The 18,726-nt window shown below is 68.9% G+C and carries 15 protein-coding genes; 4 read left to right on the forward strand and 11 right to left on the reverse strand.

Annotated elements, in window-relative coordinates:
• The first annotated feature begins 31 nt into the window (after nt 1–31).
• The 4 genes from tal to pgl are packed head-to-tail and all read left to right on the forward strand — an operon-like array spanning nt 32 to nt 4,480.
• Nucleotides 32–1,150 (forward strand): transaldolase, encoded by a 1,119-nt coding sequence (tal, locus tag ABZ833_RS12620; protein ID WP_361044983.1) that lies wholly within the window; start codon nt 32–34, stop codon nt 1,148–1,150.
• Nucleotides 1,147–2,679 carry a glucose-6-phosphate dehydrogenase gene (zwf, locus tag ABZ833_RS12625; RefSeq protein ID WP_249593094.1) on the forward strand — a complete coding sequence of 511 codons (1,533 nt, stop codon included), beginning with the start codon at nt 1,147–1,149 and terminating at the stop codon, nt 2,677–2,679. The genes tal and zwf overlap by 4 nt, the downstream gene beginning before the upstream one ends.
• Complete coding sequence (opcA, locus tag ABZ833_RS12630) at nt 2,676–3,704, forward strand: glucose-6-phosphate dehydrogenase assembly protein OpcA (RefSeq protein ID WP_361044986.1); 1,029 nt, start codon at nt 2,676–2,678, stop codon at nt 3,702–3,704. Before zwf ends, opcA begins: the two co-directional genes overlap by 4 nt.
• Nucleotides 3,701–4,480: a 6-phosphogluconolactonase gene (pgl, locus tag ABZ833_RS12635; RefSeq protein WP_361044989.1), complete on the forward strand. Its 780-nt coding sequence runs from the start codon at nt 3,701–3,703 to the stop codon at nt 4,478–4,480. The genes opcA and pgl overlap by 4 nt, the downstream gene beginning before the upstream one ends.
• A gap of 66 nt (nt 4,481–4,546) precedes the next feature.
• Here the strand turns inward: pgl and pgi are convergent, their stop codons facing one another.
• From pgi to uvrC, 11 genes are all read right to left on the reverse strand, one after another.
• On the reverse strand, nt 4,547–6,199 hold the full coding sequence (pgi, locus tag ABZ833_RS12640; RefSeq protein WP_361044992.1) for a glucose-6-phosphate isomerase: 1,653 nt from the start codon (nt 6,197–6,199) through the stop codon (nt 4,547–4,549).
• 207 nt (nt 6,200–6,406) lie between these two features.
• Complete coding sequence (locus ABZ833_RS12645; RefSeq protein WP_078077905.1) at nt 6,407–6,742, reverse strand: RNA polymerase-binding protein RbpA; 336 nt, start codon at nt 6,740–6,742, stop codon at nt 6,407–6,409.
• Nucleotides 6,743–6,935: 193 nt separating this feature from the next.
• A complete protein-coding gene (gene secG / locus ABZ833_RS12650; protein ID WP_135329442.1) occupies nt 6,936–7,166 on the reverse strand; it encodes a preprotein translocase subunit SecG in 231 nt (76 codons plus the stop codon).
• A 124-nt stretch (nt 7,167–7,290) separates the two neighbouring features.
• A complete protein-coding gene (tpiA, locus tag ABZ833_RS12655) occupies nt 7,291–8,067 on the reverse strand; it encodes a triose-phosphate isomerase (RefSeq protein ID WP_361044997.1) in 777 nt (258 codons plus the stop codon).
• Between the two features lie 6 nt (nt 8,068–8,073).
• Nucleotides 8,074–9,285, reverse strand: a complete 1,212-nt coding sequence (locus ABZ833_RS12660) for a phosphoglycerate kinase (protein WP_361045000.1) — start codon at nt 9,283–9,285, stop codon at nt 8,074–8,076.
• A gap of 108 nt (nt 9,286–9,393) precedes the next feature.
• Entirely contained in the window at nt 9,394–10,404 is a 1,011-nt protein-coding gene (gene gap, locus ABZ833_RS12665; RefSeq protein ID WP_249590615.1) for a type I glyceraldehyde-3-phosphate dehydrogenase, read from the reverse strand.
• Between the two features lie 189 nt (nt 10,405–10,593).
• Nucleotides 10,594–13,563, reverse strand: coding sequence for a M14 family zinc carboxypeptidase (locus ABZ833_RS12670; protein ID WP_361045003.1), 2,970 nt, complete (start codon nt 13,561–13,563; stop codon nt 10,594–10,596).
• Nucleotides 13,564–13,735: 172 nt separating this feature from the next.
• Nucleotides 13,736–14,725, reverse strand: coding sequence for a DNA-binding protein WhiA (gene whiA, locus ABZ833_RS12675; RefSeq protein WP_249590613.1), 990 nt, complete (start codon nt 14,723–14,725; stop codon nt 13,736–13,738).
• The gene (gene yvcK / locus ABZ833_RS12680; protein ID WP_361045007.1) at nt 14,716–15,723 is read right to left on the reverse strand and encodes a uridine diphosphate-N-acetylglucosamine-binding protein YvcK; all 1,008 of its coding nucleotides are present in this window, start codon (nt 15,721–15,723) and stop codon (nt 14,716–14,718) included. Before yvcK ends, whiA begins: the two co-directional genes overlap by 10 nt.
• Nucleotides 15,720–16,652: an RNase adapter RapZ gene (gene rapZ, locus ABZ833_RS12685; RefSeq protein ID WP_361045011.1), complete on the reverse strand. Its 933-nt coding sequence runs from the start codon at nt 16,650–16,652 to the stop codon at nt 15,720–15,722. Before rapZ ends, yvcK begins: the two co-directional genes overlap by 4 nt.
• Nucleotides 16,649–18,697: an excinuclease ABC subunit UvrC gene (gene uvrC, locus ABZ833_RS12690; RefSeq protein WP_361045014.1), complete on the reverse strand. Its 2,049-nt coding sequence runs from the start codon at nt 18,695–18,697 to the stop codon at nt 16,649–16,651. Before uvrC ends, rapZ begins: the two co-directional genes overlap by 4 nt.
• Nucleotides 18,698–18,726 lie beyond the last annotated feature (29 nt).

An 18,726-nucleotide genomic window follows, 5' to 3' on the forward strand; every position in this document is an offset into this window, starting at 1 on the left:
GACATACCACCAAGTAGGAGATGTAATCCTCATGACAGACGCACTCAAGCGCCTCTCCGACGAAGGCGTCGCGATCTGGCTGGACGACCTGTCGCGCAAGCGGATCACGTCCGGCAACCTCGCCGAGCTGATCGACCAGAGCCACGTCGTGGGTGTCACGACGAACCCGTCGATCTTCCAGAAGGCGATCAGCAGCGGCGACGGTTACGAGCAGCAGCTCACCGACCTCGCCGCCCGCAAGGTCACCGTCGAAGAAGCCATCCGCATGATCACGACGGCGGACGTCCGTGACGCCGCCGACATCCTGCGCCCGGTCTTCGACGCGACGGGCGGCCAGGACGGCCGCGTGTCGATCGAGGTCGACCCGCGCCTGGCGCACAACACCGAGGCGACCGTCGCCGAGGCCAAGCAGCTCGCCTGGCTGGTGGACCGCCCGAACACGCTCATCAAGATCCCGGCGACGAAGGCGGGCCTGCCCGCGATCACCGAGGTCATCGGCAAGGGCATCAGCGTGAACGTGACGCTGATCTTCTCGCTCGAGCGCTACCGCGAGGTCATGGACGCGTTCCTGGCGGGCCTGGAGAAGGCGAAGGCCGCGGGCCTGGACCTCTCCAAGATCCACTCGGTGGCGTCCTTCTTCGTGTCCCGCGTGGACACCGAGATCGACAAGCGCCTGGACGCCCTGGGCACCGACGAGGCCAAGTCCGCCAAGGGCAAGGCCGCGCTCGCCAACGCCCGTCTCGCGTACGAGGCGTACGAAGAGGTCTTCTCGTCCGACCGCTGGGCCGCGCTCGACAAGGCGCAGGGCAACAAGCAGCGTCCGCTGTGGGCCTCGACCGGCGTCAAGGACCCGGCGTACAAGGACACCCTGTACGTCGACGACCTGGTCGCGCCGAACACGGTGAACACCATGCCGGAGGCGACCCTCGAGGCCACCGCCGACCACGGCCAGATCACGGGCAACACCGTGGCCGGGACGTACGACGCCTCGCGCGGCGAGATCGAGGCCGTCGAGAAGCTCGGCATCAGCTACGACGACGTGGTGCAGCTGCTCGAGGACGAGGGCGTCGAGAAGTTCGCGGCGTCCTGGAACGACCTGCTCAAGTCCACCGAGGCGGAGCTCAAGCGCCTCACCCCTTCGGAGGGCTGACCATCTTGTCAAGCAGCAATCCGCTGCGTGACGCCGCAGACCGACGGCTCCCGCGTATCGCGGGGCCGTCGGGCCTGGTCATCTTTGGCGTCACGGGCGATTTGTCCCGTAAAAAGCTGATGCCCGCTGTCTACGACCTCGCCAACCGAGGCCTTCTTCCGCCGGGCTTTTCCCTCATTGGTTTCGCCCGCCGCGAGTGGCAGGACGAGGACTTCGCGCAGGAGGTGCACGACGCGGTCAAGGAACACGCGCGCACGCCCTTCCGCGAGGAGGTCTGGCAGCAGCTCATCCAGGGCATGCGCTTCGTCCAGGGCAACTTCGACGACGACGACGCCTTCGAGCAGCTCAAGGCCACCATCCAGGACCTCGACAAGGCGCAGGGCACGGGCGGCAACTTCGCCTTCTACCTCTCCGTGCCGCCGAAGTTCTTCCCCCAGGTCGTCCAGCAGCTCAAGAAGCACGGGCTCGCGGACGCTCCCGAGGGCTCCTGGCGCCGCGGGGTCATCGAGAAGCCCTTCGGGCACGACCTGGCGTCCGCCAAGGAACTCAACGCGATCGTGCACGAGGTGTTCGACCCGGACCAGGTGTTCCGGATCGACCACTACCTCGGCAAGGAGACCGTCCAGAACATCCTGGCGCTCCGCTTCGCCAACCAGATGTTCGAGCCGATCTGGAACCGGTCGTACGTGGACCACATCCAGATCACGATGGCCGAGGACATCGGCATCGGCGGCCGCGCCGGCTACTACGACGGCATCGGCGCCGCCCGTGACGTCATCCAGAACCACCTGCTCCAGCTGATGGCGCTCACCGCGATGGAGGAGCCCGCCTCCTTCGACGCGGACGCGCTCGTCGCCGAGAAGGCGAAGGTCCTCGGCGCCGTGAAGCTGCCCAAGGACCTCGGCGAGAGCACGGTCCGCGGCCAGTACGCCGCGGGGTGGCAGGGCGGCGAGAAGGCCGTCGGCTACCTCCAGGAAGACGGCATCGACCCCAAGTCGAAGACCGACACCTACGCGGCCATCAAGCTGGAGGTGGACAACCGCCGCTGGGCGGGCGTCCCGTTCTACCTGCGCACCGGCAAGCGCCTCGGCCGCCGCGTCACGGAGATCGCGGTCGTCTTCCAGCGCGCGCCCCACTCCCCCTTCGACCACACGGCGACGGAGGAGCTGGGCCAGAACGCGATCGTCATCCGCGTCCAGCCCGACGAGGGCATCACGGTCCGGTTCGGCTCCAAGGTGCCCGGCACCTCGATGGAGATCCGCGACGTGTCGATGGACTTCGCGTACGGCGAGTCCTTCACCGAGTCCAGCCCGGAGGCGTACGAGCGCCTGATCCTGGACGTCCTGCTCGGCGACGCCAACCTCTTCCCGCGCACGGAGGAGGTCGAGCTCTCCTGGAACATCCTCGACCCGATCGAGGAGTACTGGGACAAGCACGGCAAGCCCGCGCAGTATTCGTCCGGGACCTGGGGCCCGACCGAGGCGGACGAAATGCTCGCACGAGACGGACGGAGCTGGCGTCGCCCATGAGGATCGACCTGACGGACATCACGTCCAGCAAGATCAACAAGGCGCTCGTGAAGGGCCGGAGGGCAATCGGCACCCCGGCCGTCGGCATGGTGCTCACCCTCGTCATCGTCACCGACGAGGAGAACGCCTACGACGCCCTGAAGGCCGCCAACGAAGCGTCCCGCGAGCACCCTTCGCGCACGCTGGTCGTCATCAAGCGCGCCGCGCGCTCGCCCCGCGACCGCACGACGTCGCGCCTCGACGCCGAGGTGCGGGTCGGCGCGGACGCGGGCACCGGCGAGACGGTGATCCTGCGGCTGTACGGCGAGGTCATCAACCACGCCCAGTCGGTCGTCCTGCCGCTGCTGCTCCCCGACGCCCCCGTGGTCGTGTGGTGGCCGGTCAACGCGCCGCTCAACCCGGCCAAGGACCCGCTGGGCGCGCTCGCCCAGCGCCGCGTCACGGACACGTACGCCGCCGAGCAGCCGATCCACGAGCTGACCGCGCGCGCCGACGCCTACAGCCCCGGCGACACGGACCTGTCCTGGACCCGGATCACCCCGTGGCGCTCGATGCTCGCGGCGGCGCTCGACCAGATCACCTGCAAGGTGACCTCGGTCGAGGTGGAGGGCGAGGAGTTCAACCCGAGCTGCGAGCTGCTCGCCATGTGGCTCGCCGACCGGCTCGACGTCCCGGTCAAGCGCTCGCTCTCCTCGGGCCCCGGCCTGACCGGCGTGCGCATGGACACCGACTGCGGTCCCATCGTGCTCGGCCGCGCCGACGGCTCCCTCGCCACGCTCTCCATGCAGGGGCAGCCCGACCGTGCGGTGGCGCTCAAGCGCCGCGAGACGGCCGAGCTGATCGCCGAGGAGCTGCGCCGTCTCGACCCGGACGACACCTACGCGTCCGCGCTGAAGTTCGGCGTGGACCGTCTGGGCGAGCCGGCCGAGCAGACGTCGGTTCCCGCGGTGGAGGAGCCCGCCGAGGCGGCCAAGAAGGCGGCCCCGGCGAAGAAGACCGCGGCCAAGAAGGCGGCGGCGAAGTGAGCGCGGCCCCGCAGCTGGTCGTGCACCGCGACAAGGAGCTGATGGCGCAGGCCGCGGCGGCCCGCCTCATCACGAAGATCGTCGACGCGCAGGCCGCCCGCGGCTACGCGTCGGTGGTCCTCACCGGCGGCCGCAACGGCAACGGCCTCCTTGCGGCGCTGAGTTCCTCCCCGGCGAAGGACGCGATCGACTGGTCGCGCCTGGACCTGTGGTGGGGCGACGAGCGCTTCCTGCCGGACGGCGACCCGGAGCGCAACTACACCCAGGCCAAGGAGGCACTGCTCGACTCGGTGCCCCTGAACCCGGCCCGGGTGCACCCGATGCCCGCGTCGGACGGCGCGTACGAGGTGGACGCGGCGGCCGGGATGTACGCGGCCGAGCTCACCGCGGCTGCGGGGCCCGAGGACCATGGTCCGGTGCCGACGTTCGACGTGCTGATGCTCGGCGTCGGCCCGGACACCCATGTCGCCTCGCTCTTCCCGGAGTTGCCCGCGGTCCGCGAGACGGAGCGGACGGTGGTCGGCGTGCACGGCGCGCCCAAGCCGCCGCCCATCCGCATCACGCTCACGCTCCCGGCGATCCGGGCGGCCCGCGAGGTGTGGCTGCTCGCGGCCGGCGAGGACAAGGCGAACGCCGCGGCGATCGCCCTGTCGGGCGCGGGCGAGGTACAGGCGCCCGCCGCGGGCGCGTACGGCAGGTCGCGGACGCTGTGGCTGCTCGACGCGGCCGCGGCCGCGCAGCTGCCACGCGATCTGTATCCGCCGGCTTCTCCCTGAACGGCTCACACAGCGCTGCGGCCCGGTCCACCTCCCTGGTGGACCGGGCCGTACTGTTTCAGCGGCTCAACGCCCGCGCAGCGTGCGGTACTTGGCGACAAGGGCCGTCGTCGAACCGTCGAGGTCCGGCACGTCCGCGCCCTCGGTCAGGGCGGGCTCGATGCGCTTGGCGAGGACCTTGCCGAGCTCGACGCCCCACTGGTCGAAGGAGTCGATGTTCCACACGGCACCCTGCACGAACACCTTGTGTTCGTAGAGCGCGATGAGTTGGCCGAGAACCGACGGCGTCAGCTCCTTGGCGAGGATCGTCGTCGTCGGGTGGTTGCCCTTGAACGTCTTGTGCGGGACGAGTTCGTCCGGCACACCCTCGGCGCGCACCTCGTCGGGCGTCTTACCGAAGGCCAACGCCTGCGTCTGCGCGAAGAAGTTGGCCATCAGGAGGTCGTGCTGGGCGACAAGGCCCGGCAGCAGATCGGCGACGGGCTCGGCGAAGCCGATGAAGTCCGCCGGGATCAACTTCGTGCCCTGGTGGATGAGTTGGTAGTACGCGTGCTGTCCGTTGGTGCCCGGCGTGCCCCAGACCACCGGGCCGGTCTGCCACTCGACCGGCTCACCGTCACGGCTCACGGACTTGCCGTTGGACTCCATGTCCAGCTGCTGGAGGTAGGCGGTGAACTTGGAGAGGTAGTGCGAGTACGGCAGGACCGCGTGCGACTGGGCGTCGTGGAAGTTGCCGTACCAGATGCCCAACAGGCCAAGGAGCAGCGGCACGTTGGACTCGGCGGGAGCGGTGCGGAAGTGCTCGTCGACGAGGTGGAAGCCGTCGAGCATCTCGCGGAAGGCGTCCGGGCCGATCGCGATCATCAGCGAGAGACCGATCGCCGAGTCGAACGAGTAGCGGCCGCCGACCCAGTCCCAGAACTCGAACATGTTGGCCGTGTCGATGCCGAAGTCGGAGACCTTCCCGCCGTTCGTCGACAGGGCCACGAAGTGCTTGGCGACCGCGCTCTGGTCGGCGCGCAGGCCGGTCAGGAGCCAGTCGCGCGCGGAGGTCGCGTTCGTGATCGTCTCGATCGTGGTGAACGTCTTCGAGGCGATGATGAACAGCGTCTCGGCCGGGTCCAGGTCCCGCACGGCCTCGTGCAGGTCGGCGCCGTCGACGTTCGACACGAAGCGCACGGTGAGGTCACGGTCGGTGAAGGACCGGAGCGTCTCGTACGCCATGGCGGGACCGAGGTCCGATCCGCCGATGCCGACGTTCACGATGTTCTTGATGCGCTTGCCGGTGTGTCCGGTCCACTCGCCGGAGCGGACCTTGTCCGCGAAGGCGGCCATCTTGTCGAGCACGGCGTGCACGGCAGGCACCACGTTCTCGCCGTCGACCTCGACGACCGCGTCCCGCGGTGCGCGCAGCGCGGTGTGCAGGACCGCGCGGTCCTCGGTGGTGTTGATCTTCTCGCCGCGGAACATGGCGTCCCGCAGGCCGAAGACATCGGTGGCCGCGGCGAGCTCGCGCAGGAGGGTCAGCGTCTCGTCCGTGACGAGGTGCTTGGAGTAGTCGACGTGCAGGTCGCCGACCTGGAGTGTGTACGCCGTGCCGCGCGCCGGATCCTTGGCGAACAGCTCACGCAGCTGCACCTCCCCCAGCTGCTCCCGGTGCTTGCCGATCGCCGCCCACTCGGGCGTCTGGTTGAGCCTGGCGCGGCTTTCTGCGTTCATCTCGGACTTCAGCCTTCTCTCGTACCTGTGTACGTACCTTGCCCCGCTGCACGTTCCAACCTAATTGATCAGGGCCCGGTATGAGATGTCTGCAGCTGTCTGTCCGGACACGTGCCGGTAAACCTCACGTGAAAGCGTGAAAGCCGGACGACTCCGTGAAAAGCACAGCGGCCGGACATCTCAAGATGTCCGGCCCCGTCGCAAGTCCTAGATCTCGCCCCGCAGTTTGGCGAGCGCCTCCGCGAGAATCGCCTCGCCGTCCGCGTCGCTGCGCCGCTCACGTACATACGCCAGGTGCGTCTTGTACGGCTCGGTGCGGGGCGGGTCCGGCGGGTTGTCCCGGTCCTGACCGGCCGGGAAGCCGCAGCGGGGGCAGTCCCAAGTATCGGGGACCTGCGCGTCGCTGGCGAAGCTGGGCACCGTCTCGTGTCCGTTGGAGCACCAGAAGGAGATGCGCAGTCGCGGCGCGGACTCACCGCGCTCGGCCTCGCCCATCGGCCCCGCCCCGACCCGACTTCCTCGGATCGCGTTGCCACTTGCCACGGTCGTAACTCCCTGCGTGATGGTGCTGCTGCGGGCGCCTCAGTCTACGTAAGGCCCAACGCGCGTCCAGTGTTCGGAGTTACACCCTCACCCCGACACGCAAGCCCCATGATAATCCGCGCTTGTGAGCGCGCACCGTACATGGGGCTTTAAGCGAAGCTTTCGCAAGGTGGCAATCAAGCCGCTTTCGCGGTCAGTTGTTCACCTTCATCAACAGGCCGAGCACGACAATGCACGCGAACCAGAGAAGACCGACCACGACGGTGATGCGGTCGAGGTTGCGCTCGGCGACCGAAGAGCCACCGACGGACGACTGCATACCGCCACCGAACATGTCGGAAAGACCGCCGCCCTTGCCCTTGTGCATCAGCACCAGCAGCATCATCAGCAGGCTGAAGACGATCAGGGCGATCGAGAACCCCATAACCACGGCTGGACCAACTTCCTCGGATCTGAATCGACTCTGTATCGACGACGGGGGCCGGTGCCTCTGGATGAGAAGCCGCCCGGCCCCCGCAAGGGTACGACGTATCGGCGCTACCGCATACTCACTGGTCGCGGAAGCGGACGATCTTGACGAACTCGTCCGTGTCGAGCGCCGCGCCGCCCACGAGGGCGCCGTCGACGTCGGGCTGCGCCATGATCGCGGCCACATTGCCGGACTTCACGGAGCCGCCGTACTGGATGCGCACCTTGTCGGCGAGCTCCTGCGAGTACAGCTCGGCGAGGCGGCCGCGGATCGCGCCGCACACCTCCTGGGCGTCCTCGGGGGTCGCGACCTTGCCGGTGCCGATGGCCCACACCGGCTCGTACGCGATCACGATGGACTCGGCCTGCTCGGCGGGGAGGTCCTTCAGACCGCCGTCGAGCTGGGCCAGGGTGTACTCGATCTGCTGGCCGGCCTCACGGATGTCCAGACCCTCGCCGATGCAGAGGATCGGGGTCAGGCCGTGCTTGTAGGCGGCCTTCACCTTGGCGTTGCAGATCTCGTCGCTCTCGTCGTGGTACTGACGGCGCTCGGAGTGACCCACGGCCACGAACGTGCACTTCAGCTTCGAGAGCATCGGGCCCGAGATCTCGCCGGTGTAGGCACCGGTGTCGTGGGCCGAGATGTCCTGGGCGCCGTACTTGATCTTGAGCTTGTCGCCGTCGACCAGGGTCTGCACCGAGCGGAGGTCGGTGAAGGGGGGCAGGACGGCGACCTCGACGGCCTCGTAGTCCTTGTCGGCCAGGGCGAAGGCGAGCTTCTGGACGTGGGCGATGGCCTCGAGGTGGTTGAGGTTCATCTTCCAGTTGCCCGCCATCAGCGGGGTACGCGTAGTCATCAGGTGTCAGTTCTCCAGTGCGGCGAGGCCGGGGAGCGTCTTGCCCTCGAGGTATTCGAGGGAGGCGCCGCCGCCGGTGGAAATGTGGCCGAATGCGTTCTCGTCGAAGCCCAGGATCCGGACGGCCGCGGCGGAGTCGCCACCGCCGACGACCGTGAAGGCCGGGGAGTCGAGGAGAGCCTGGGCGATTGCCTTGGTGCCCTCGGCGTAGTCGGGGTGCTCGAAGACGCCCATCGGGCCGTTCCAGAAGACGGTGCCCGCGTCGGCGAGCTTCGAGGCGTAGAGCTTACGGGTCTCGGGTCCGATGTCGAGACCCTCCTGGTCGGCCGGGATGGCGTCCGCGGCGACCGTGGTGGGGTTGGCCGGGGCCTTGGTCTTCAGGTCCGGGAACTCGGTGGAGACCAGCACGTCGACGGGCAGGACCAGCTCGACGCCGTTGTCCTGTGCGCGCTTGATGTACTCCTTGACCTGCGGGACCTGGTCCTCCTGGAGGAGGGAGATGCCGACCTCGTGGCCCTGGGCCTTGAGGAAGGTGTACGCCATGCCGCCGCCGATCAGGAGGCGGTCGGCCTTGCCGAGCAGCTGGTCGATGACGGCCAGCTTGTCGGAGACCTTGGCGCCGCCGAGCGCGACGACGTACGGGCGCTTGACGTCCTCGGTGAGCTTCTTCAGGACGCCGACCTCGGTGGCGATGAGGAAGCCCGCGTAGTGCGGAAGGCGTGCCGGCAGGTCGAACACGGAGGCGTGCTTGCGGTGCACGGCGCCGAAGCCGTCCCCTACGTAGACATCCGCGAGGGCGGCGAGCTTGTCGGCGAACTCGCCGCGCTCGGTGTCGTCCTTGGACGTCTCGCCCGCGTTGAAGCGGAGGTTCTCGATGACGGCGACCTGGCCGGGCTCGAGACCGTCCACCGCGTCGTGCGCGGCGGGGCCGACGGTGTCCTGGGCGAACGCCACGGGCTTGCCGAGGAGTTCACCGAGGCGCTCGGCGGCGGGAAGCAGTGAGAACACCGGGTCCGGGGCACCCTTGGGGCGGCCGAGGTGCGAGGCGACGATCACCTTGGCGCCCGCGTCGGCGAGCTTGGTGACGGTCGGCAGGACGGCGCGGATGCGGCCGTCGTCGGTGATGGTGCCGTCGGCGAGCGGCACATTGAGGTCGGCGCGGACGAAGACCCGCTTGCCTTCGACCCCTTCGGCGAGAAGTTCGTCAATCGTCTTCATGGCTGGACTCCAGGACTCCTTAAGAGGGCTGACGTGCAACAAGGCCCGGACCACGCAGTATTGCGCGGTCCGGACCCTGTGCTCACATCGAGGTGCCTGCTCTGGTGATCAGAGCTGACCGCCGACGAAGACCGTGAGGTCGACGAGGCGGTTGGAGTAGCCCCACTCGTTGTCGTACCAGCCGAGGATCTTCACCGTCTTGCCCTCCTGGACCATGGTCAGGGAGGAGTCGAAGGTGCAGGAGGCCGGGTCGCTGACGATGTCGGACGACACGATCGGGTCCTCGGTGTAGAAGAGGATGCCCTTGAGGTCGCCGTCGTCGGCGGCCTTCTTGAACGCGGCGTTGACCTCGTCCTTGGTGACGTCACGCTGCAGGTCGACGACGAGGTCGGTGGCGGAACCGGTCGGGACCGGGACGCGCATCGCGATGCCGTCGAGCTTGCCCTTGAGCTGCGGAAGGACCAGAGCGGTGGCCTTGGCGGCACCGGTCGTGGTCGGGATGATGTTCTCGGCGGCGGCGCGGGCGCGGCGCAGGTCCGAGTGCGGGAAGTCCAGGATGCGCTGGTCGTTGGTGTACGCGTGCACCGTCGTCATCAGGCCCTTGACGATGCCGAAGTTCTCGTCGAGAACCTTCGCCATCGGCGCCACACAGTTGGTGGTGCAGGACGCGTTCGAGATGACGTGGTGGTTGGCCGCGTCGTACTTGTCCTGGTTGACGCCCATCACGATGGTGATGTCCTCGTCCTTGGCCGGAGCCGAGATGAGGACCTTCTTCGCGCCACCGGCGATGTGCTTCTCGGCATCGGCCTTCTTGGTGAAGATGCCGGTCGACTCGATCACGATGTCGACGCCGAGCTGTCCCCACGGGATGTCGGCGGGGTTGCGCTCGGACAGCACCTTGATGGTGTGGCCGTCGACCGTGATGGTGTCCTCGGTGTGCGACACCTCGGCCTTGAGACGGCCAAGGATGGTGTCGTACTTCAGGAGGTGCGCCGTAGTCGCGGTGTCACCCAGGTCGTTGACAGCCACGATCTCGATGTCCGCACCCTGCTCAAGCAGCGCCCGAAAGTAGTTGCGCCCGATGCGGCCGAAGCCGTTGATGCCTACGCGGATCGTCACGAACCGATCTCCTCGTTGGTACGCCGGTTTCAGACGCCGGCGAGTTGTATGGGATGTCCCCGACCGCCTCCGACCCTACCTCTCTGAGGGCCTTTGGGTGACATCGACAGGGGGCCCGAGCGGCACGGTGGCCCGTACCCCCGAGTAGGGGGCACGAGCCACCGGGACCTTGGTCCTGATTACGCAGCGTCAGCGGCGCAGATGTGCAAGGGAGGCGCCCATAAGAGCGGCCCGTTCGGCGTTTCCGGGTACATGCTCGAACCCGAAGCCGAGCAGCACACTGTCACGCGCTGTGACGGCCGCGTAGGGCTTGTAGAGCTCTCCCGTACGGGCCCAGTCACCCGTGATGTTGGGGCTCCCGGGGGGTGCCGGAGCGACGCTCCAGGTGCCCAGCGAGGCCTCGAATCCCTCGGTCTGCGTGGCGTTGCCCCCTATCATGAGCTGGGCGTTGTCGGCAAACAGTCCGCGGCCCCCGCTGGAGGGGTCGGTGATGGAGCTGAGCGACACCTCGACCGTCTTGCCCGCGTAGGCGCTCAGGTCGAAGGAGACGGGCTTCCAGCCGCTGGAGGACCCGGTGAAGCTGTTCCAGGCGCCGCTGGTGCCCGACGCCGTGCAGCCGGTCGCCGACTGGGTCAGGTAGTGGCGCAGGAACGGGTGGCCGTTGATGAAGAACCCGGCCCCGCACTCGGCGGGCACGGCAGCGGACGAGTTGCCGTTCGTGTCCGGGAGCGTGGTCCAGTCGTCGGCGCCGGTGGTGTGGGCCTCAAGCACGCCGTGGTCGTAGCCGGTCTCCAGGTTCCAGTTGAGCGCGAACCGCAGCTCCGGCTTGTCCGCGGCCGAGACCCCGGTCAGGTCGATGGTGCGGGTCAGCCGCTTCCAGTCCTGGTCGGCGTGGCTCGCCGACGCCATGCCCTGGCCTTCGAAGGGCGCGTACGGGTTGGTGAGGCCGGGGTAGCTGCCTGCCGCCGCGCTCTTGAACTGCGGGAACTCGTCGGCGGGCAGACTGTCGGACGTGACGGTGTAGCGGCCCGCCTTGTCCAGGGGGTTGGCGTCGGCCGCGGCGAGCGGCGTGTTCACGCCGTCGAGCGCGCCGCTGCCGGCGAAGCTGGTGGCGCCGGGTGCGGAGAGGCGTTCGTACGCACCGAGGTAGTACTGCGCGAAGTCGTCGGAGAGCGCGTCCCCGAGGTCCACGTTCGAGCCGGTGCGCTCACCGGACTCGATCAGCTTGCCGCCCTCGTTGAGGTAGGCGCGCAGGGCGAGTTGGGTGGCCGCCGACGGCACCGGGTCGCCGGTGTAGTGCACGACCGCGGAGAAGTGCGACAGGACGCCGAACGGGTGCGGGGTGCCCTGCTTGGCGACGTCCCAGACCACGGCCGGCCGGCCGTTGGCCTTCAGGGCGTCGACGTACTTCTGGGCCTGTGCCGCGGGGGCTCCCTCTTCGGCGACGACGAGGGTGTTGGCCTTGGCCCGCTCGGTGACGGTGTACGTGAAGTGCTCGCTCTCCGTGCGGCCCTTCTTGGTGCGGCCGGTGAACCACACCTCGACCTTGGCGCCCACGCGCGCATCCTCGATCTCGGCGCGGTACTGGTCGAAGTGGATGTTGTCCTCACCGCCGTAGGTCTCGCCGCCCTTCCAGGCCTTGAGGTCCTCGGTGTTCGTACGTCCACCGTTGACGCGGTAGTTGAGCTCCTTGTCCCGCACCGACTTGCGGGCGGTGACGGCGATCTCCTGGTCAGCACCGCGCGCGTACGAGGTGGTGAAGGCGTCAGGGGTGAAGTCCGGGGCCTCGATGCCGGTGACGGAGACCGGCTGGTCGGGGTGGAGTGCGGTTTCGGCGACGGCGAGCGCGAACGGGACGTTCTTCGCGAACTCCTGCTGGATCAGCTTCTCGTCGTCCGGGAAGGTGAAGATCGAGGCGCAGTCCTCGGGCTTCCAGGGGTCGTTCGGGTCGAGGTTGGAGACCGTCTGGCAGGTGGACATCTCCGGCGTGAACATCGAGAAGCCGTTGACGTTGCCCGCGTGGCCGTCCGCCTCGCCGTTGGTGGTGTAGAGCTCGGAGGAGACCTGCGGGTGGTAGCCGGGCACGGCGGGCTTCTCCGGGGTGCCGTTCAGCGCCTTGTAGAGGACGTCGTCCGGGGTGGGCGTGGCGACCTGCCAGCCCACTCCGTAGAGCAGCAGTTCGGCCGCGGAGTGGTAGTTGATCCCGTACGTGAAGTCGATGCGCTTCTGGAAGCGGTCGATCGCCTTGGTCTCGGGCTCGGAGATGGGACCCGTGCCGCGGTAGGTCTCCGAGGAGGCCTCCGGGGACGAACCCTCGTTGTCGTAGCCCCACTTGTAGGCGAAGTTGCGGTTGAGGTCGACGCCGTCGCCGGCCGCGATCTTGCCGTCGCCGTCGATGTCACGGAGGTTCTTGCGCCACTGGCGGTCGCCGTCGGCGGCGTGCGTGAAGTCGTAGCCGTCGGGGTTGGCGGAGAGCACGAACCACAGCTCGGTGGAGTCCACGAGCTTGGTGATGCGCTGGTCCTTGCCGTAGTTGTCGAGGTAGTGGTGCATGAGGCGGCGGGTCATCTCGGGGGTGATCCACTCGCGCGCGTGCTGGTTGGACATGTAGAGCGTGGACGGCTTGGAGCCGTCCTTGGACTTCTTGGCGCCCTTGGAGAGCTTGAGCGCGAGGATGTCCTGGCCCTTGAGGGTCTTGCCGATGGACACGACCTTGGTGAGGCCGGGGTTGGCCTGACCGGTCTTGACGATCTCCTCCTTGAGGCCGCCCTTGCCGCTGTACGGCCGGAACACGCCGTCCCCCGCGGCCTTGAGCTTCTGCTCCGTACCGGCGGAGATCTTCTGCTCGGTGAGCTCGACGCCCTCACGCTCGACGCCCTTGGCCTGCGCCTCGGTCAGATAGACCTCGACGCGGGCGGTGCCGCTCTCGGGGGCCTGCCCCGCGAGCTCGTGGGCGTCCTGGCCCGCCTCGACGAGGATCGGGACCTGCTTCTTGGTGACCTCAGCCTCGTAGACCTTCACGGCCGCCGGATCGTCGGTGGCCGGGGCCTTCGCCCCGCTGTCGGCCTGGGCGTGCGGCACGGCGACGAGGCCGCCGACGAGCAGTGCACCCGCGGCGACGACCGATCTGAAACCGGCCCTGGATCTCTTGGATCTCACTCTTCGTCTCATGAGCCCCCCTTGCGGTTGTCCGGCACATTTGTGCGCGAACGCCAGGCTCGTGACACTTCATGATCATGTCAATATGGCGTGAAGGCCTACGCGAAAAGGGACGCAAAGAAGCCGCCGGGGCCTCAGCGGCCCCGACGGCTTGCGTGACGTACGACGGCGGTCAGACCGCCATGTTGTCGGCGAGCTCCTCGCTCAGGTTGGACTCCGTGCCCGGAATCCCCATGTCCTGCGCCCGCTTGTCCGCCATGGCGAGCAGCCGGCGGATACGGCCCGCGACCGCGTCCTTCGTCAGGACCGGCTCGGCGAGCGCGCCCAGCTCCTCCAGGGAGGCCTGCTTGTGCTCCATGCGCAGCCGTCCGGCCGCCGCGAGGTGCTCGGGGACCTCGTCGCCGAGGATCTCCAGGGCACGCTGCACGCGGGCGCCCGCGGCGACGGCCGCGCGGGCCGAGCGGCGCAGGTTCGCGTCGTCGAAGTTGGCCAGGCGGTTGGCGGTGGCGCGCACCTCGCGGCGCATCCGCCGCTCTTCCCAGGCGAGGACGGACTCGTGGGCGCCGAGCCGCGTGAGCAGGGCACCGATCGCGTCACCGTCCCGCACGACGACGCGGTCCACGCCGCGCACCTCACGGGCCTTCGCCGCGATCTGCAGCCTGCGCGCGGCGCCGACCAGGGCGAGCGCCGCCTCCGGACCCGGGCAGGTCACCTCGAGGGAGGAGGAGCGCCCCGGCTCGGTCAGCGAGCCGTGCGCGAGGAAGGCCCCGCGCCACGCCGCCTCGGCGTCACAGGTGGCCCCCGAGACCACCTGGGGCGGCAGTCCTCTGATCGGGCGGCCACGGCCGTCCACCAGGCCCGTCTGCCGGGCCAGCTGGTCGCCGCCCGCCACCACCCGTACGACGTAACGCGAGCCGCGCCGCAGGCCGCCGGGAGCCATCACGATCAGCTCCGAGCTGTGCCCGAAAATCTCAAGAATGTCCCGCTTCAGCCGCCGCGCGGCCATCGCCGTGTCCAGCTCCGCCTCGATCACGATGCGGCCACTCACCAGGTGAAGGCCGCCCGCGAACCGCAGGATGGCCGAGACCTCTGCCTTCCTGCAGCAGGTCCGGGTGACGGGAAGCCGGGAGATTTCGTCCTTCACCGCTGCCGTCATCGCCATGGGCCGATCCTTCCATGCATCCGAAAAATACGGTCGTACGCGGTGGCCAGGAGCTCCGGATCGTGCCTCGGAGTGCCATCGTGCCTGGCCACCGGCGCCAGCTCGACCGTGGCGCCGAGCCGCTTGGCGGCATCGGTGAGTGACTCACGGTCGGGCACGGCGGCGTCGTCGGCCAGCACCACGTCCAGGGCGAGTTTAGGGGCGTGTCGGGCCAAAACCTCCAAATGACGCTGCGGAGAGAACCCATCGGTTTCACCGGGTTGCGGCGCGAGGTTGAGCGAGAGGACCCTGCGGGCCTTCGTCTCGACGAGCGCGTCGAGCAGTTCGGGGACCAGCAGATGGGGGATCACCGAGGAGAACCAGGAGCCGGGGCCGAGCACCACCCAGTCCGCGTCGAGCACGGCAGCGACCGCTTCGGGGACGGCCGGCGGGTCGTGCGGAACCAGGTGCACGGACTGCACCTCACCCGGGGTGAGCGCCACCGTGGCCTGCCCGCGCACCGTGTCCACGTCCTCCGGGCGCTGCGGGTCGTGCCCCTTGACCAGGGCCTGGAGCTCCAGCGGGACCGCGGACATGGGCAGCACGCGGCCGTGCGCGCCGAGCAGCTTGCCGACCAGGTCGAGGGCCTGGACGTGGTCGCCGAGCTGCTCCCACAGGGCGACGATCAGCAGATTGCCGACCGCGTGCTCGTGCAGGTCGCCCTTGGACTGGAAGCGGTGCTGGATGACGCGGGCCCAGGTCTGGCCCCAGTCGTCGTCCCCGCACAGGGCGGCGAGCGCCTTGCGCAGGTCGCCGGGCGGCAGGACGCCCAGTTCGTCGCGGAGGCGCCCGCTGGAGCCGCCGTCGTCGGCGACGGTGACGACGGCGGTGAGGTCACCGGTGATGCGGCGCAGCCCGGCCAGTGACGCGGACAGGCCCATCCCGCCGCCGAGCGCCACGACCTTGGGCTGGGTGCCCCGCTTGCGGCCCAGGCGGTTCAGCCGCAGGGAGGACTTCACTCTCGCCCCATGTCCCGATGGACGAGGACGGTCTCGACGCCCTCGGACACGAGGCGCGCTGCGAGCTTCTCCGACATGGCGACGGAGCGGTGCTTGCCGCCCGTGCAGCCGACCGCGATCGTCACGTAGCGCTTGCCCTCGCGGCGGTATCCCGCGGCGATTAGCTGGAGCAGCTCGGCGTACCGGTCGAGGAACTCCTTGGCCCCCGGCTGGTTGAAGACGTACGCCGACACCTCTTCATTGAGCCCGGTGTACTGGCGCAGCTCCGGGACCCAGTGGGGGTTGGGCAAGAAGCGCATGTCCACGACGAGGTCCGCGTCGACCGGCAGGCCGTACTTGAAGCCGAAGGACATGACGGTGGCCCGCAGCTCGGGCTCCTCCTCGCCCGCGAACGAGGCGTCCATCTTGGCGCGCAGCTCGTGCACGTTCAGGCTGGACGTGTCGATCACCAGGTCGGCGTCGCCGCGCAGCTCGCGCAGGAGCTCGCGCTCGGCCGCGATGCCGTCGACGATGCGGCCGTCGCCCTGCAGCGGGTGCGGGCGGCGGACGGACTCGAAGCGGCGCACCAGGGCGTCGTCCGAGGACTCCAGGAAGACGATCCGCCGGGTGACGTGCTTGGCCTCCAGGTCCGCGAGGGACTGGCGCAGATTGTCGAAGAAGCGGCGGCCTCGCACGTCGACGACGACCGCGATGCGGGCGACGTTCCCCTGCGAGCGGGCGCCGAGCTCCACCATGGTGGGGATCAGCGCGGGCGGCAGGTTGTCGACGACGAACCAGCCGAGGTCCTCGAGACACTTCGCCGCGGTGCTGCGTCCGGCTCCCGACATGCCGGAGATGATCACCAGCTCGGGGACCACTTCTGCGGTCTCACCTGGCGTGATGGTCGTGCCCGTACTCACTTGCTCGCCGCCTTCGTCGTGCTCGGTCATGTCTCCTGCCCCCGTCGTTCCTCTGAGGTGCCCGCGGACACGGGCTCCTCGCCGTCGCTGGAGGATCCCGCGCGTGCGGGCTCCTCGTCTTCAATGATCTCTCCGGTCGCCGTGTTCACGGCGGGCGCCACGGGTGCCGCGGCGGCCAGGGCCACGACGATCGCCTCGGCCGTCTTGCGGCCTATGCCCGGAACCTCGCAGATCTGGTCGATTGTCGCGGATCGCAGCTTCTTCACCGAACCGAAGTGCTTGATCAGCGTCTGCTTGCGCGCGTCGCCCAGGCCGGGCACGGCGTCCAGCGGTCCGGCCTTGAAGCGCTTGGCCCGCTTGGCCCGCTGGTACGTGATCGCGAAGCGGTGCGCCTCGTCGCGCACCCGCTGGAGAAGGTACAGGCCTTCGCTGGTGCGCGGCAGGATCACCGGGTCGTCGTCGCCCGGCACCCAGACCTCTTCGAGGCGCTTGGCCAGGCCGCACACCGCGATGTCGTCGATGCCGAGCTCGTCCAGGGCCCGCTGGGCGGCCGCGACCTGCGGCTGGCCGCCGTCCACGACGACGAGCTGGGGCGGGTAGGCGAAGCGCTTGGGGCGGCCGTCCTCCTCGGTGAGGCTCTCCTCCGCGCCGTCGGGGTCCCACTCCCCCGTCTTCTCCTTGTCGGAGAGGTAGCGCCTGAAGCGGCGCGTGAGCACCTCGTGCATGGAGCGGACGTCGTCCTGGCCCTCGAAGCCCTTGATCTGGAAGCGCCTGTACTCGCTCTTGCGTGCGAGGCCGTCCTCGAACACGACCATCGAGGCGACGACGTCGTCACCCTGCAGATGCGAGATGTCGTAGCACTCGATGCGCAGCGGGGCGCTGTCGAGATCCAGGGCCTCGGCGATCTCCTCCAGGGCGCGGGAGCGGGTCGTCAGGTCGGACGCGCGCTTGGTCTTGTGCAGGACGAGCGACTGCTGGGCGTTGCGCGCCACGGTCTCCATGAGCGCCTTCTTGTCGCCGCGCTGCGGGATGCGCAGCGAGACGTTCGAACCGCGTCGCTCGGTGAGCCACTCCTGGACGGGCTCTATGGGCTCGGGCAGCGCGGGGACGAGGACTTCCTTCGGTACGGAGTCCCCGCTCTCCTCTCCATAGAGCTGCTGGAGCGCGTGCTCGACGAGGTCGCCGCTGGTGACCGCCTCGACCTTGTCGGTGACCCAGCCGCGCTGACCGCGCACGCGGCCGCCGCGGACGTGGAAGATCTGGACGGCCGCCTCCAGCTCGTCCTCGGCGAGGGCGATGAGGTCGGCGTCCGTGGCGTCGGCGAGGACGACAGCGCTCTTCTCCATGGCCTTCTTGAGGGCGCCGATGTCGTCGCGCAGACGGGCCGCCTTCTCGTACTCCATGTCCTCCGCGGCGTCCGCCATCTGCCGCTCGATGCGGCGGATGTACGCCCCGGTGCGCCCGGTCATGAACTCGCAGAAGTCCTCGGCCAGTTCGCGGTGCTCCTGTGGGGAGACCCGCTCCACGCAGGGCGCCGCGCACTTGCCGATGTAGCCGAGGAGGCAGGGGCGGCCGGTGCGCTCGGCGTTCTTGAAGACTCCGGCCGAGCAGGTGCGGACGGGGAAGACCCGCAGGAGGAGGTCCACGGTGTCGCGGATCGCCCACGCGTGGCCGTACGGGCCGAAGTAGCGGACGCCCTTCTTCTTGTGGCCGCGCATCACCTGCACGCGCGGGAACTCCTCGTTCATCGTCACCGCGAGGTACGGATAGCTCTTGTCGTCGCGGTACTTGACGTTGAACCGGGGGTCGTACTCCTTGATCCAGGAGTATTCGAGCTGCAGCGCCTCGACCTCGGTGGAGACCACCGTCCACTCGACGGAGGCCGCCGTCGTCACCATCGTGGCGGTGCGCGGGTGCAGGTTCGTCAGGTCCTGGAAGTAGCTGGCCAGGCGCTGGCGGAGGCTTTTCGCCTTGCCGACGTAGATCACCCGGCGGTGTTCGTCGCGGAACCGATAGACCCCCGGCGAGTCGGGGATCTGTCCCGGCTTGGGGCGGTAGCTGGAGGGGTCTGCCATGCTCCACACCCTACTGGCGGGGGCTGACA

Origin of the sequence: Streptomyces sp. NPDC047525, assembly GCF_040643025.1 — a bacterium.
GTDB lineage: Bacteria > Actinomycetota > Actinomycetes > Streptomycetales > Streptomycetaceae > Streptomyces > Streptomyces durmitorensis.